Annotated in this window: 12 protein-coding genes; all 12 read left to right on the forward strand. The window is 53.3% G+C overall.

Annotated elements, in window-relative coordinates; genetic code table 11:
- Positions 1 to 4 precede the first annotated feature (4 nt).
- The 12 genes from wcaF (at position 5) to wcaM (ending at position 14,168) form a co-directional block, all read left to right on the forward strand.
- On the forward strand, positions 5 to 559 hold the full coding sequence (gene wcaF, locus GFC06_RS12905; protein WP_016153587.1) for a colanic acid biosynthesis acetyltransferase WcaF: 555 nt from the start codon (positions 5 to 7) through the stop codon (positions 557 to 559).
- Between the two features lie 24 nt (positions 560 to 583).
- Entirely contained in the window at positions 584 to 1,705 is a 1,122-nt protein-coding gene (gene gmd, locus GFC06_RS12910; RefSeq protein WP_016156920.1) for a GDP-mannose 4,6-dehydratase, read from the forward strand.
- A gap of 2 nt (positions 1,706 to 1,707) precedes the next feature.
- Positions 1,708 to 2,673 (forward strand): GDP-L-fucose synthase, encoded by a 966-nt coding sequence (fcl, locus tag GFC06_RS12915; RefSeq protein WP_153690221.1) that lies wholly within the window; start codon positions 1,708 to 1,710, stop codon positions 2,671 to 2,673.
- A 2-nt stretch (positions 2,674 to 2,675) separates the two neighbouring features.
- Complete coding sequence (locus GFC06_RS12920; RefSeq protein WP_153690222.1) at positions 2,676 to 3,155, forward strand: GDP-mannose mannosyl hydrolase; 480 nt, start codon at positions 2,676 to 2,678, stop codon at positions 3,153 to 3,155.
- Complete coding sequence (gene wcaI / locus GFC06_RS12925; protein ID WP_153690223.1) at positions 3,152 to 4,378, forward strand: colanic acid biosynthesis fucosyltransferase WcaI; 1,227 nt, start codon at positions 3,152 to 3,154, stop codon at positions 4,376 to 4,378. The genes GFC06_RS12920 and wcaI overlap by 4 nt, the downstream gene beginning before the upstream one ends.
- Positions 4,378 to 5,814: a mannose-1-phosphate guanyltransferase gene (gene cpsB / locus GFC06_RS12930; protein WP_153690741.1), complete on the forward strand. Its 1,437-nt coding sequence runs from the start codon at positions 4,378 to 4,380 to the stop codon at positions 5,812 to 5,814. The genes wcaI and cpsB overlap by 1 nt, the downstream gene beginning before the upstream one ends.
- A 127-nt stretch (positions 5,815 to 5,941) precedes the next feature.
- Positions 5,942 to 7,312 (forward strand): colanic acid biosynthesis phosphomannomutase CpsG, encoded by a 1,371-nt coding sequence (gene cpsG / locus GFC06_RS12935; RefSeq protein ID WP_049281944.1) that lies wholly within the window; start codon positions 5,942 to 5,944, stop codon positions 7,310 to 7,312.
- 54 nt (positions 7,313 to 7,366) lie between these two features.
- Entirely contained in the window at positions 7,367 to 8,761 is a 1,395-nt protein-coding gene (wcaJ, locus tag GFC06_RS12940; protein ID WP_153690224.1) for an undecaprenyl-phosphate glucose phosphotransferase, read from the forward strand.
- 1 nt (position 8,762) lies between these two features.
- Positions 8,763 to 10,241: a colanic acid undecaprenyl disphosphate flippase WzxC gene (gene wzxC, locus GFC06_RS12945; RefSeq protein ID WP_019077129.1), complete on the forward strand. Its 1,479-nt coding sequence runs from the start codon at positions 8,763 to 8,765 to the stop codon at positions 10,239 to 10,241.
- 23 nt (positions 10,242 to 10,264) lie between these two features.
- Positions 10,265 to 11,545: a colanic acid biosynthesis pyruvyl transferase WcaK gene (wcaK, locus tag GFC06_RS12950; protein ID WP_153690225.1), complete on the forward strand. Its 1,281-nt coding sequence runs from the start codon at positions 10,265 to 10,267 to the stop codon at positions 11,543 to 11,545.
- Complete coding sequence (gene wcaL / locus GFC06_RS12955; protein WP_019077128.1) at positions 11,542 to 12,762, forward strand: colanic acid biosynthesis glycosyltransferase WcaL; 1,221 nt, start codon at positions 11,542 to 11,544, stop codon at positions 12,760 to 12,762. The genes wcaK and wcaL overlap by 4 nt, the downstream gene beginning before the upstream one ends.
- An 11-nt stretch (positions 12,763 to 12,773) precedes the next feature.
- Positions 12,774 to 14,168, forward strand: coding sequence for a colanic acid biosynthesis protein WcaM (gene wcaM / locus GFC06_RS12960; protein WP_153690226.1), 1,395 nt, complete (start codon positions 12,774 to 12,776; stop codon positions 14,166 to 14,168).
- Positions 14,169 to 14,268 lie beyond the last annotated feature (100 nt).

A 14,268-nucleotide genomic window follows, 5' to 3' on the forward strand; every position in this document is an offset into this window, starting at 1 on the left:
CATTATGCAGGATTTAAGCGGCTTCAACGTGCCGGGAGGTTTTCGCGGCGGCGGTGCCATTAAAGTGCAATTATGGTGGGCAGTGCAAGCCACATTATTTCGCTGGTCCCCGCAGGTAATGTATCGCTGGCGTGCGTTTTTATTGCGAATGTTTGGCGCAAAAATAGGAAAAAACGTAGTTATTCGACCTTCAGTAAAAATTACTTATCCGTGGAAATTAACCCTGGGAGATTATTCCTGGGTGGGTGATGACGCGGTTTTATATACGCTGGGTGATATTACGATTGGTGCGCACGCGGTTATTTCGCAAAAAAGTTATTTATGCACCGGGAGTCATGATTACGCCAGTCAACATTTTGATATTAACGCCACACCAATTGTAGTTGGTGATAAATGCTGGCTGGCGACAGATGTCTTTGTCGCGCCTGGCGTGACGATTGGCGATGGCACCGTCGTCGGAGCACGCAGCAGTGTATTTAAATCGCTGCCAGCCAATGTCGTTTGTCGGGGAAATCCCGCAATAGTTACACGCGAACGCGTCGAGAAAGTTACTCCCTGAGGGGATCATTTAAGAGGTAATAACATGTCAAAAGTCGCTCTCATCACTGGCGTAACCGGGCAGGATGGTTCTTACCTGGCAGAGTTCCTGCTGGAAAAAGGGTATGAAGTACACGGTATTAAGCGCCGCGCTTCATCATTCAACACCGAACGTGTGGACCACATCTATCAGGATCCGCATTCGGGCAATCCCAAATTCCATCTGCACTATGGCGATTTGACGGACTCCTCCAACCTGACCCGTATTTTACAGGAAGTGCAACCGGATGAGGTCTATAACCTGGGCGCCATGAGTCATGTCGCGGTGTCGTTTGATTCACCGGAATACACCGCGGATGTCGATGCTATCGGCACCTTGCGTTTGCTGGAAGCTATCCGCTTCCTCGGGCTGGAAAAGAAGACCCGTTTTTATCAGGCTTCCACCTCTGAACTGTACGGCCTGGTACAGGAAATCCCGCAGAAAGAGAGCACGCCGTTCTACCCGCGCTCGCCGTATGCCGTTGCTAAGCTGTACGCCTACTGGATAACCGTCAACTACCGCGAATCTTACGGTATGTATGCCTGTAACGGTATTCTGTTTAACCACGAATCTCCGCGCCGCGGCGAAACCTTTGTCACGCGCAAAATTACGCGTGCGATCGCCAACATCGCGCAGGGGCTGGAGTCTTGCCTGTACCTGGGCAATATGGATTCGCTGCGTGACTGGGGGCATGCCAAAGATTACGTCAGGATGCAGTGGATGATGCTGCAGCAGGACAAGCCGGAAGATTTCGTGATTGCCACCGGCGTGCAGTATTCCGTGCGCCAGTTTGTGGAAATGGCCGCCGCTCAGTTGGGGATTAAATTGCGCTTTGAAGGCGAGGGCGTGAATGAGAAAGGCATTGTGGTTTCCGTAACCGGACACGACGCGCCGGGTGTGAAACCTGGGGATGTCATGATTGCCGTCGATCCGCGCTATTTCCGTCCGGCAGAGGTGGAAACGCTGCTGGGCGATCCGGCCAAAGCGCATGAAAAACTGGGCTGGAAGCCGGAAATCACGTTGCGCCAGATGATCTCGGAAATGGTTGCCAACGATCTTGAAGCAGCGAAGAAGCATTCCCTGCTGAAGTCGCACGGTTACGAGGTAGCCATCGCGCTGGAGTACTGAGGATGAAGACACAACGTATTTTTGTGGCGGGCCATCGCGGGATGGTGGGGTCCGCCATCGTCAGACAATTGTCGCAGCGAGATAATGTCGAGCTGGTGTTGCGTACCCGCGACCAACTTAACCTGCTGGACGCCAGTGCGGTGCAGGCGTTCTTTGCCACTGAACGTATTGACCAGATTTATCTGGCAGCGGCTAAAGTTGGCGGGATCGTGGCGAATAATACTTATCCTGCTGATTTTATTTATGAAAATATGATGATTGAGAGCAACATTATTCATGCTGCGCATTTACATAACGTGAATAAACTGCTGTTCCTCGGATCATCCTGTATTTATCCAAAGCAAGCCACCCAGCCAATAGCCGAAAGCGAGCTGTTGCAGGGGCAGCTGGAACCGACCAATGAGCCGTATGCGATTGCCAAAATTGCTGGGATCAAGCTGTGCGAATCGTATAACCGCCAGTATGGCCGCGATTATCGCTCGGTGATGCCGACCAATCTGTATGGGCCGCATGACAACTTCCACCCGAGTAATTCGCATGTGATCCCGGCGCTGCTGCGCCGCTTTCATGACGCTCGCGAGCACAATACGCCGGATGTGGTGGTGTGGGGAAGCGGGACGCCAATGCGTGAATTTCTGCATGTTGACGATATGGCAGCGGCCAGTATCCACGTGATGGAGCTGGCTCAGGAAGTCTTGCAGGAATATACCCAGCCGATGCTGTCGCATATCAACGTGGGGACCGGCGTGGACTGCACCATCCGCGAACTGGCGCAAACCATCGCGCAGGTCGTGGGTTACAAGGGGCGCGTGGTGTTCGACGCCAGCAAACCGGATGGAACGCCGCGCAAATTGCTCGATGTTACGCGTCTGCATCAGTTGGGCTGGTATCACGAGATATCACTGGAAGCGGGGCTTGCCAGTACCTGGCAGTGGTTCCTTGAAAACCAGCAGCGCTACCGGGGGTAAGCATGTTTTTACGTCATGAGGATTTTGCCACCGTAGTACGTTCAACTCCGCTGATTTCCATCGATTTGATCGTGGAAAACACCCACGGTGAATTTCTGCTCGGTAAGCGTCTCAATCGTCCGGCGCAGGGTTACTGGTTTGTGCCCGGCGGTCGGGTGCAAAAAGATGAACCGCTGCACGTGGCCTTTGAGCGGCTTACCGAAACGGAGCTGGGGTTACGTTTACCGCTGTCCGCTGCGGAGTTTTACGGTGTCTGGCAGCACTTCTATGACGACAACTTTTCTGGGGATGATTTCTCAACGCATTACATCGTGCTGGGATTTCGTCTGCGGGTGTCGGAAAACGACTTGCAACTGCCCAATGTCCAACATGATGCGTACCGATGGATGGCGGCTACACAGATTCTGGTCAGTGACCACGTACACGACAACAGTCGGGCTTACTTCTGTAAAACAAGTCAGGCCGGAGTACCCGGGCTATGAAGATCCTCGTGTATGGCATCAACTATTCGCCGGAGTTGACCGGTATCGGCAAATACACCGGTGAAATGGTGGAGTGGATGGCGCAGCAGGGGCATGACGTTCGGGTGATCACCGCGCCGCCTTATTATCCCCAGTGGAAGGTAAACGGCAGTTATTCATCCTGGCGCTACCGTCGCGAAGAGGGCGACGCCCTCGTCTGGCGTTGTCCGCTGTATGTGCCTGAGCAACCCTCAACGCTCAAGCGCCTGCTGCATTTGGGCAGTTTCGCCCTGAGCAGTTTTTTCCCGCTACTGGCGCAACGTCGCTGGAAGCCAGATCGCATTATCGGCGTGGTGCCGACGCTGTTTTGCACGCCAGGCATGCGCCTGCTGGCAAAGCTTTGTGGCGCACGTACGCTATTGCACGTTCAGGATTACGAAGTCGATGCCATGTTGGGGCTAGGAATGGCGGGCAAAGGCACGCGCGGTATGGTGGCAAAACTGGCCAGCGCCTTTGAGCGCAGTGGGCTGTTGAATATGGACCATATTTCGACGATTTCCCGTTCCATGATGCACAAAGCCATGGAAAAAGGCGTTGCGCCGCACAAGGTTATTTTCTTTCCGAACTGGTCAGAAGTGACGCGCTTTCGTGATGTGAGCGACGCCGATGCCCTGGCGTTGTCCCAGCAACTGGGATTGCCTGCCGAACAAAAGATCGTTCTTTACTCAGGCAATATCGGTGAAAAGCAGGGGCTGGAGAGCGTAATAGACGCAGCGGTCGAGTTGAGCGAACACCCCTGGCTGTTTGTGATTGTCGGGCAGGGCGGTGGTAAAGCGCGGCTGGAGAGCATGGCCAGCGAACGCGGCCTGAATAACGTGATGTTCTTTCCGCTGCAATCATATGACGCGCTGCCAGCGTTGCTCAAGATTGCGGATTGTCATCTGGTCGTGCAAAAGCGTGGTGCGGCTGATGCCGTACTGCCCTCCAAATTGACCAATATCCTCGCTGTTGGTGGTAACGCAGTTATTACTGCCGAACCTGAAACCGAGCTGGGTCAGCTTTGTGACGCTCACCCTGGCATTGCGGTGTGCGTGGAGCCGGAGTCGGTAAACGCGCTGGTTTGCGGTATTAAACGGGCATTGATGATGCCAAAAGTAAACACGGTGGCACGTGATTATGCCGAACGCACGCTGGATAAAGAAAACGTGCTGAGTCAATTTCTTGCAGATATACGGGGTACATGATGAGTCAAAGCAAACTCTTTCCGGTGGTGATGGCCGGTGGCTCGGGTAGCCGTTTATGGCCACTGTCCCGCGTGCTGTACCCAAAGCAGTTCCTGTGCCTGAAAGGCGATCTCACCATGCTGCAGACGACGATTTGCCGTCTGAATGGCGTGGAGTGCGAAAGCCCGGTGGTTATCTGTAATGAACAACACCGTTTTATCGTAGCGGAACAGTTACGACAACTGCACAAGCTGACTGAGAACATCATTCTCGAACCTGCCGGGCGTAACACGGCACCGGCGATAGCGCTGGCCGCGCTGGCGGCAAAACGTCAAAGTCCGGGTGAGGATCCGCTGCTGCTGGTCTTGGCGGCCGATCACATGATTGCCGACGAAGAGGCATTCCGCGAGGCGGTTCGCAATGCGATGCCCTATGCCGGAGCGGGTAAGCTGGTGACGTTCGGTATCGTGCCGGACCAGCCGGAAACCGGCTATGGCTATATCCGCCGGGGGGAGGTCTCGTCGACGAATACCGACGCCGTGGCTTTTGAAGTGGCACAGTTTGTTGAAAAGCCTAATCTGGAAACCGCGCAGGCTTACGTGACGAGCGGCGACTACTACTGGAACAGCGGCATGTTCTTGTTCCGGGCCGGACGTTACCTGGAAGAACTGAAAAAGTATCGTCCCGACATTCTTGAAGCCTGTGAGAACGCCATGAGTACGGTCGACCCCGATCTCGATTTTATCCGCGTTGATGAACAGGCGTTTCTCGCCTGCCCGGAAGAGTCTGTGGACTATGCGGTAATGGAACGTACAGCCGATGCGGTGGTGATGCCAATGAACGCAGGCTGGAGCGATGTTGGCTCCTGGTCATCGCTGTGGGAAATCAGTGCCCATACCGCTGAAGGCAATGTGCATCACGGCGATGTCATAAGCCACAAAACGGAAAACAGTTACGTGTATGCCGAATCCGGCCTGGTGACGACCGTCGGGGTGAAAGATCTGGTGGTGGTGCAGACCAAAGACGCGGTGCTGATAGCCGATCGCAACGCAGTGCAGGACGTCAAAAAAGTGGTAGAGCAAATTAAGGCTGACGGGCGTCATGAGCATCATATTCACCGCGAAGTTTATCGTCCGTGGGGCAAGTACGACTCAATTGATGCCGGGGAGCGTTACCAGGTGAAGCGAATTACCGTCAAGCCTGGTGAGGGATTGTCTGTGCAGATGCATCATCACCGGGCTGAACACTGGGTTGTGGTTGCCGGTACCGCGAAGGTGACAATCAATGATGATATCAAACTGCTTGCTGAAAACGAGTCTGTCTATATTCCGCTGGGGGCGACCCATTGTCTGGAGAACCCCGGGAAAATCCCGCTCGATCTGATTGAAGTGCGCTCCGGATCTTACCTCGATGAGGATGATGTGGTGCGGTTTGCGGATCGCTACGGGCGCGCGTAACACAACATCATCGTTGCCGGATGGCGGCGTGAACACCTTATCCGGCCTAAAAACTAACGGCTAGTCATTTTGTGAAAAATATCTCCAGTCAGGAGAGGGCTAACTGTTGCCTGAAGAAGGGGAAATCATGACGAAATTAACCTGTTTCAAAGCCTACGATATTCGCGGCAGGCTGGGCGAAGAGCTGAATGAAGAGATTGCGTGGCGCATTGGCCGCGCTTACGGCGAGTTCCTGAAGCCAAAATCTATCGTTCTGGGCGGCGATGTGCGTCTGACCAGCGAGACGCTGAAGCTGGCGCTGGCGAAAGGGCTGCAGGATGCGGGGGTGAATGTGCTGGATATTGGCATGTCGGGCACCGAAGAGATTTACTTCGCCACCTTCCACCTTGGCATTGACGGCGGTATTGAAGTGACCGCCAGCCATAATCCGATGGATTACAACGGCATGAAGCTGGTGCGGGAAGGGGCGCGGCCCATCAGCGGAGATACCGGTCTGCGCGACGTGCAGCGCCTGGCGGAAGCCAACGACTTCCCGGCGGTTGATGTGACAAAACGTGGCCACTACCAGCGTATTACTACCCGCGATGCCTACATCGACCACCTGCTGGGTTACATCAATCCCGGCAGCCTGAAACCGATGAAGCTGGTGCTCAACTCCGGCAACGGTGCGGCAGGTCCAGTGGTTGACGCCATTGAAGCCCGTTTTCAGGCGCTGGGTGTGCCGGTCGAGTTCATCAAAATTCACAATACGCCGGATGGCAACTTCCCCAACGGTATACCCAATCCTCTGCTGCCGGAATGCCGGGCCGACACGCGCAATGCGGTGATTGAACACGGTGCGGATATGGGGATTGCCTTCGACGGTGATTTTGACCGCTGCTTCCTGTTCGATGAAAAAGGTCAGTTCATTGAGGGCTACTACATTGTCGGCCTGCTGGCGGAAGCGTTTCTGGAGAAGAATCCGGGGGCGAAAATTATCCACGACCCGCGCCTGTCCTGGAATACCGTGGACGTGGTGACGGCGGCAGGCGGTAAACCGGTGATGTCAAAAACCGGGCACGCGTTTATCAAAGAGCGCATGCGCCATGAAGATGCCATTTATGGCGGTGAAATGAGCGCGCATCACTATTTCCGTGATTTTGCTTACTGCGACAGCGGAATGATCCCGTGGCTGCTGGTGGCGGAACTGCTGAGTCTGAAAGGGCAGTCGCTGGGTGAACTGGTCCGTGACCGGATGGTGGCCTATCCGGCGAGTGGGGAAATCAACAGCACGCTGGCAGAGCCGGCGGCAGCGATTGCGCGTGTGGAGCAGCACTTTTCCCGTGAGGCGCTGACGGTGGACAGAACGGACGGTATCAGCATGGCGTTTGTCGACTGGCGCTTTAATTTACGCTCTTCCAATACCGAACCGGTGGTGCGCCTGAACGTGGAATCGCGCGGAAATATTCCGTTGATGGAAGCGCGAACGCGCACTCTTCTGGCGTTACTGAATCAGTAATGCCGGTGCTTCCTTTGCCCGCTTATGGGCAAAGGGTGACTAACAGGAACCACGATGACACATCTAAAAAAGCGCGAACGCGCCAAAACCAATGCGTCGTTAATTTCGATGGTGCAACGCTTTTCAGATATCACCATCATGTTTGGCGGGTTGTGGGTGATCTGCGAATTAAGCGGTTTGCCTTTCCTGTATATGCACCTGCTGGTGGCGCTGATCACGCTGGTCGTTTTTCAGATGCTCGGTGGCATAACGGATTTTTATCGCTCCTGGCGCGGCGTCAAAATTTCCACTGAGCTGGTGCTGTTACTACAAAACTGGACGCTGAGTCTGATTTTTAGCGCAGGTCTGATCGCCTTTAATAACGATTTTGATAACCGTCTCGCCGTCTGGCTGGCATGGTATCTGCTTTCAAGCGTCGGCCTGGTGTTGAGCCGTTCGTTTATTCGCTACGGTGCGGGGTGGCTGCGTAATCGTGGTTACAACACCCGCCGGGTGGCGGTGGCTGGCGACCTGCCCGCCGGACAAATGCTGCTGGACAGTTTTCGCCATGAATCGTGGCTGGGATTTGAAGTGGCGGGGGTCTATCACGACCCAATCCCTGGAAAAAACTCCCGCGACTGGGCCGGTAATCTGCAACAACTGGTGGACGACGCCAAAGCTTCACGCATTCATAACGTTTATATCGCCATGTCGATGAGCGATGGCGCCAGCGTAAAAAAACTGGTGCGTGAGTTGGCCGACACTACCTGCTCGGTGATCCTCATTCCTGATGTCTTTACCTTCAATATTCTGCATTCACGGATTGAAGAGATGAACGGCGTTCCGGTGGTACCGCTGTATGACACGCCGCTCTCGGGGATTAATCGCCTGTTAAAGCGCGCGGAAGATATCGTGCTGGCTTCACTGATCCTGCTGCTTATTTCCCCGGTGCTGTGTGGTATTGCGCTGCTGGTAAAACTGACCTCCAAAGGTCCGGTGATTTTCCGCCAGACCCGCTATGGCATGGACGGGAAGCCGATCAAAGTCTGGAAATTTCGCTCGATGAAAGTGATGGAGAACGACGCGGTGGTAACGCAGGCGACGCAAAACGATCCGCGCGTTACCCCTGTGGGAAATTTCCTGCGCCGGACATCGCTCGATGAACTGCCGCAGTTTATTAACGTCCTGACCGGGGGGATGTCTATCGTCGGGCCACGTCCGCATGCGGTGGCGCATAACGAACAGTACCGCCAACTGATCGAGGGGTACATGTTACGCCATAAGGTGAAACCGGGCATTACCGGCTGGGCGCAAATCAACGGCTGGCGCGGTGAAACCGATACGCTGGAAAAAATGGAAAAACGTGTGGAGTTTGACCTCGAATACATTCGCGAGTGGAGCGTGTGGTTCGATATCAAAATTGTTTTTCTGACGGTATTCAAAGGCTTTGTGAACAAAGCGGCGTATTAACATGAGCTTACGAGAAAAAACGCTTAATGGCGCAAAGTGGTCGGCGATTGCTACGGTGATCATTATTGGTCTGGGACTTATCCAGATGACCGTCCTGGCGCGGATTATTGATAACCACCAGTTTGGGTTGCTAACCGTGTCGCTGGTGATTATTGCGCTGGCCGATACGCTGTCGGATTTCGGTATCGCCAATTCAATTATTCAGCGCAAAGACATCGGTTATCTTGAGCTGACTACGCTGTACTGGCTCAACGTTGGGCTGGGTATGGTGGTATGTGTGGTGATGTTTCTGCTTAGCGGGACGATTGCCAGCGTGCTCAATAATCCCGAACTGGCGCCACTCATCAAAACCTTATCGCTGGCGTTTGTGGTGATACCGCACGGGCAGCAGTTTCGCGCGCTGATGCAAAAAGAGCTGGCCTTCAACAAAATTGGCATGATTGAAACCAGTTCGGTGTTGGCCGGTTTTACCTTTACCGTGGTCAGCGCCCATTTCTGGCCGCTCGCGCTGACGGCCATTCTCGGGTATCTGGTGAACAGTACGCTACGAACGCTGCTGTTCGGCTATTTTGGTCGCCGGATTTACCGTCCGGGGCTGCATTTTTCGCTGGCATCCGTTTCGTCGAACCTGCGTTTTGGCGCGTGGCTGACGGCAGACAGCATTATCAATTACCTCAATACCAACCTTTCCACGTTGGTTTTAGCCAGAACGTTGGGCGCTGGCGTGGCGGGCGGATTCAATCTCGCCTGGAACGTGGCGGTTGTTCCCCCGATCAAACTGAACCCGATTATTACCCGTGTCCTGTTTCCGGCGTTTGCCAAAATTCAGGACGATAGTGAAAAGCTACGGGTGAATTTTTACAAGCTGCTGTCGGTGGTCGGGATCATCAACTTCCCGGTACTACTGGGATTGATGGTGGTGTCGAACAATGTGGTGCCGCTGGTATTTGGCGAGAAGTGGAACGGTATTATTCCCGTCTTGCAACTGCTGTGCATTGTTGGACTGCTGCGCTCTGTGGGGAATCCGATCGGTTCACTGCTGATGGCGAAAGCACGGGTCGACATCAGCTTCAAATTCAATGTGTTCAAAACCTTTCTGTTTATTCCCGCCATTTTCATCGGTGGTCATCAGGCCGGGGCGATTGGCGTGACGCTGGGCTTTTTGCTGGTCCAGGTGATTAACACGATCCTCAGTTACTTTGTGATGATCAAACCTGTTCTTGGCTCCAGCTACCGCCAGTACATGCTCAGTCTGTGGCTGCCGTTATATCTCTCTTTACCTACCCTTGTGGTGAGCTATGCGCTGGACGTAATGCTGCGCAGCCAACTGTCGCCAGGCGCGTTGCTGGGGATCCAGGTAGCGGCAGGAGCGCTGGCGTTCGCGGCGATGATTGTGGTGTCGCGCCATCCGTTAGTGGTGGAAATAAAACGCCAGCTCTGCCGCAGTGAAAAAATGAAAACCTTGCTTCGTGCAGGATAAGAACAACGCTTTAAGAGGTCATAATGAAACTATTAATTTTAGGCAACCATACCTGTGGGAACCGTGGGGATAGCGCGATTCTGCGCGGTTTGCTGGATGCCATTAACGCGTTGCGTCCTGAGACTGAAGTGGATGTTATGAGCCGTTATCCGGTGAGTTCTTCGTGGTTGCTGAACCGCCCGGTGATGGGCGATCCGCTGTATTCGCAGATGAAGCAACACAATAACGTCGCGGGCGTCATGGGACGCGTGAAGAAGGTGCTGCGTCGTCGCTATCAGCATCAGGTGCTACTCTCGCGTGTCACCGATTCCGGTAATCTGCGCAATATCGCGATCGCCCAGGGGTTTACCGATTTTGTTCGTCTGCTGTCGCGCTACGACGCCATTATCCAGGTTGGCGGATCGTTTTTTGTCGATCTGTATGGCGTACCGCAGTTTGAACATGCCCTGTGTACGTTTATGGCGAAAAAACCGCTGTACATGATTGGCCACAGCGTGGGGCCATTCCAGGATGAACAGTTTAATCAACTGGCGAACTACGTTTTTGGACACTGTAATGCGTTGATTTTGCGTGAATCCGTCAGTCTGGATCTGATGAAGCACAGTGCAATAAACACGGATAAAGTCGAAACCGGGGTAGATACCGCCTGGCTGGTAAATAACCATGATGAGGATTATGAGCCTGGTTATGCCGTACAGCACTGGTTACACATGGCGGCAAAACAGAAGACCGTTGCCATTACTCTGCGTGAGCTGACTCCTTTTGATAAGCGTCTGGGGACAACGCAGCAGGCCTATGAGCAAGCTTTTGCTGGGGTAGTGAACCGCATCCTTGATGAAGGTTACCAGGTGATAGCGCTGTCAACCTGTACCGGTATTGATAGTTACAACAAAGATGACCGTATGGTGGCGTTGAACCTGAGCCAGTATGTTAACGACCCGGGCCGTTATCACGTGGTGATGGATGAACTCAACGACCTGGAGATGGGGAAAATTTTGGCTGCATGCGATCTGACGGTGGGGACTCGTTTACACTCGGCCATCATCTCGATGAATTTTATGACGCCAGCCATCGCCATTAATTATGAGCATAAATCGGCAGGGATCATGCAACAACTGGGGTTAGCAGAGATGGCCGTCGATATTCGCCATCTGCTCGATGGCAGCCTGGAAGGGAAGGTCGCCGATGCTCTCGGACAGCTACCTGAGCTGAACATACGTCTCGGCGACGCGGTTAGGCGTGAGCGTGAACGTGGGGTGAACATGGTGCAATCGGTTTTAACGCGTATTGAGGGGGAAAAATGAAGGTTGGCTTTTTCCTGCTTAAATTTCCGCTCTCATCCGAGACCTTTGTACTCAATCAGATTACCGCATTTATCGACATGGGCTACGACGTGGAAATTGTCGCGTTGCACAAGGGCGATCTTGAAAATACCCATGCTTCATTTAATACCTACCGTCTGGGTGAAAAAACGCGCTGGTTACTGAATGAGCCGAACAGCAAACTGGCGAAGCTTAAGTATAGGGCAGTGGCGGCCCTGCGCGGTATTACCCGCTCAGCCACCTGGAAAGCTCTGAATGTTTCACGCTATGGCGATGAGGCGCGCAATCTGATTTTGGCGGCCATTTGTGGCGCGAACCCGCGGGCGTTTGAAGCGGATGTGTTTATCGCTCATTTTGGACCCGCAGGTGTAACGGCCGCCAAACTGCGTGAGCTTGGGATGATCCGCGGCAAAATCGCCACGGTATTTCACGGCATTGATGTTTCGCATCGGGATGTGCTTGCCCACTACACCCCTGAATATCAGCAACTGTTTGAACGTGGGGATTTGATGTTACCCATCAGCAACCTCTGGGCCGGACGTTTAAAAAATATGGGGTGCCCGCCGCAGAAAATCGCGGTCTCGCGCATGGGAATCGATATGACGCGCTTTACGCCCCGCCAGTTGAAATCGCCAGCCGCACCGCTGGAGATTATCTCTGTCGCCAGGTTAACTGAGAAAAAAGGACTGCACGTCGCCATCGAAGCCTGTCGTCAGTTGAAAGAGCAGGGCGTTGCATTCCGTTATCGCATCCTTGGCATTGGCCCCTGGGAGCGTCGTCTGCGTACGCTAATTGAGCAATATCAACTTGATGATGTGATTGAGATGCCTGGCTTTAAACCCAGCCATCAGGTGAAGGAAATGCTTGAGCAGGCGGATGTCTTTTTGCTGCCGTCGATCACCGGAAGGGATGGCGATATGGAGGGGATCCCGGTGGCGCTGATGGAGGCGATGGCGGTGGGGATCCCGGTGATTTCCACCGTCCATAGTGGGATCCCTGAACTGGTCGAGTCGGGCAAGTCTGGCTGGCTGGCACCGGAAAACGATGCGCAGGCGCTGGCCGAGCGATTAGCGGCATTTAGCCTGCTCGACAGTGAGCAGGTGCAGCCGATTGTGCAGTGCGCGCGAGAAAAAATTGCAACTGAATTTAATCAGTTAGCGATCAATAAACAGTTAGCCAGTCTGCTGCAAACGATGTAAATCGAGGTTGTATGTCAGAGAAAAAACTCTCACGCCGTACTTTTCTGACGGCAGGCTCTGCGCTTGTCGTGCTGCATTCTCCCGTTGTTCGGGCGCTAGAATCACCGGGCAGCGTCAACATTCAGGATTACAACCCACAGGATTGGGTGGCCTCTTTCAGGCAGGCGTTCAAAGAAGGACAAACGGTCGTCGTACCAACAGGGCTGGAATGTAAGGATCTCAATACCGCCATCGTTATCCCGCCAGGCAAAACGCTATTCCTGCAAGGGCGAATAAGCGGCAATGGCCGTGGGCGCTTTGTTCTGCAGGATGGATGCAAGGTGATGGGCGAGCAGGGCGGGAGCCTGAGGAACGTTACCCTCGATGTGCGGGGGTCGGACTGTGTGATAAAAGGGATTGCCATGAGCGGTTTCGGTCCGGTGACGCAAATCTATATCGGCGGTAAAACCTCGAGGCTGATGCGTAATCTGACTATCGATGATATTACCGTCACGCGTGCTAACTATGGCATTTTGCGTCAGGGTTTTCATAATCGAATGGACGGCGTAAAGATCACGAACAGCCGTTTTAGCGATTTACAGGGTGATGCTATCGAGTGGAATGTGGCGATAAACGACAGCAATATCCTCATTTCTGACCATGTCATTGAACGTATCAACTGTACCAACGGCAACGTGAACTGGGGCATCGGCATCGGTCTGGCGGGGAGTACCTATGACAATACCTATCCCGATGAACTGGCGGTAAAAAACTTTGTGGTAGCGAACATCACCGGTAGCGACTGCCGACAGTTAGTCCATGTGGAGAACGGCAAACACTTTATTATTCGTAATATTACCGCGCGGAATATCACCCCGGATTATAGTAAGAAAGCGGGCATTGATAATGCGACGGTCGCTATTTACGGATGTGATAATTTCGTAATTGATAATATCAATATGGAGAATAGCGCAGGTATGCTCATTGGTTACGGCGTAATCAAAGGGCGTTATTTATCCATTCCACAAAACTTTAAGTTAAATAATATTCATCTGGATAATACGAAACGTGAATACAAATTGCGCGGTATTCAGATCTCCTCTGGTAATGCGACTTCATTTGTGGCGATCACCAACGTGGAGATGAAGCATGCCACGCTTGAGTTGCATAACCAACCACAGCACCTTTTTTTACGTAACATCAGGGTTATGCAGCAATCCGCGACGGGACCCGCACTCAAGATGCACTTCGATCTCCGTCAGGATGTGCGCGGCAAGTTTATGGCTAAACAGGACACGTTACTCTCGCTGGCGAATGTTCATGCGGTAAACGAAACCGGGCAAACCTCAGTTGACATCGACCGGGTAAACCATCAGGTGGTGAATGTCGAAGCGGTGAATTTTCGACTCCCGGGACGTGGGGGATAACCTCACTATAATCTTACTGGATATCATTGGCTAAAAGATTATAATCACACAATTACTGTTAAAGCTGGGACTGGGCAGCATTGACTACTCAGGGAAGACG

The sequence above is a fragment of the Citrobacter braakii genome (assembly GCF_009648935.1).
Lineage (GTDB): Bacteria > Pseudomonadota > Gammaproteobacteria > Enterobacterales > Enterobacteriaceae > Citrobacter > Citrobacter braakii.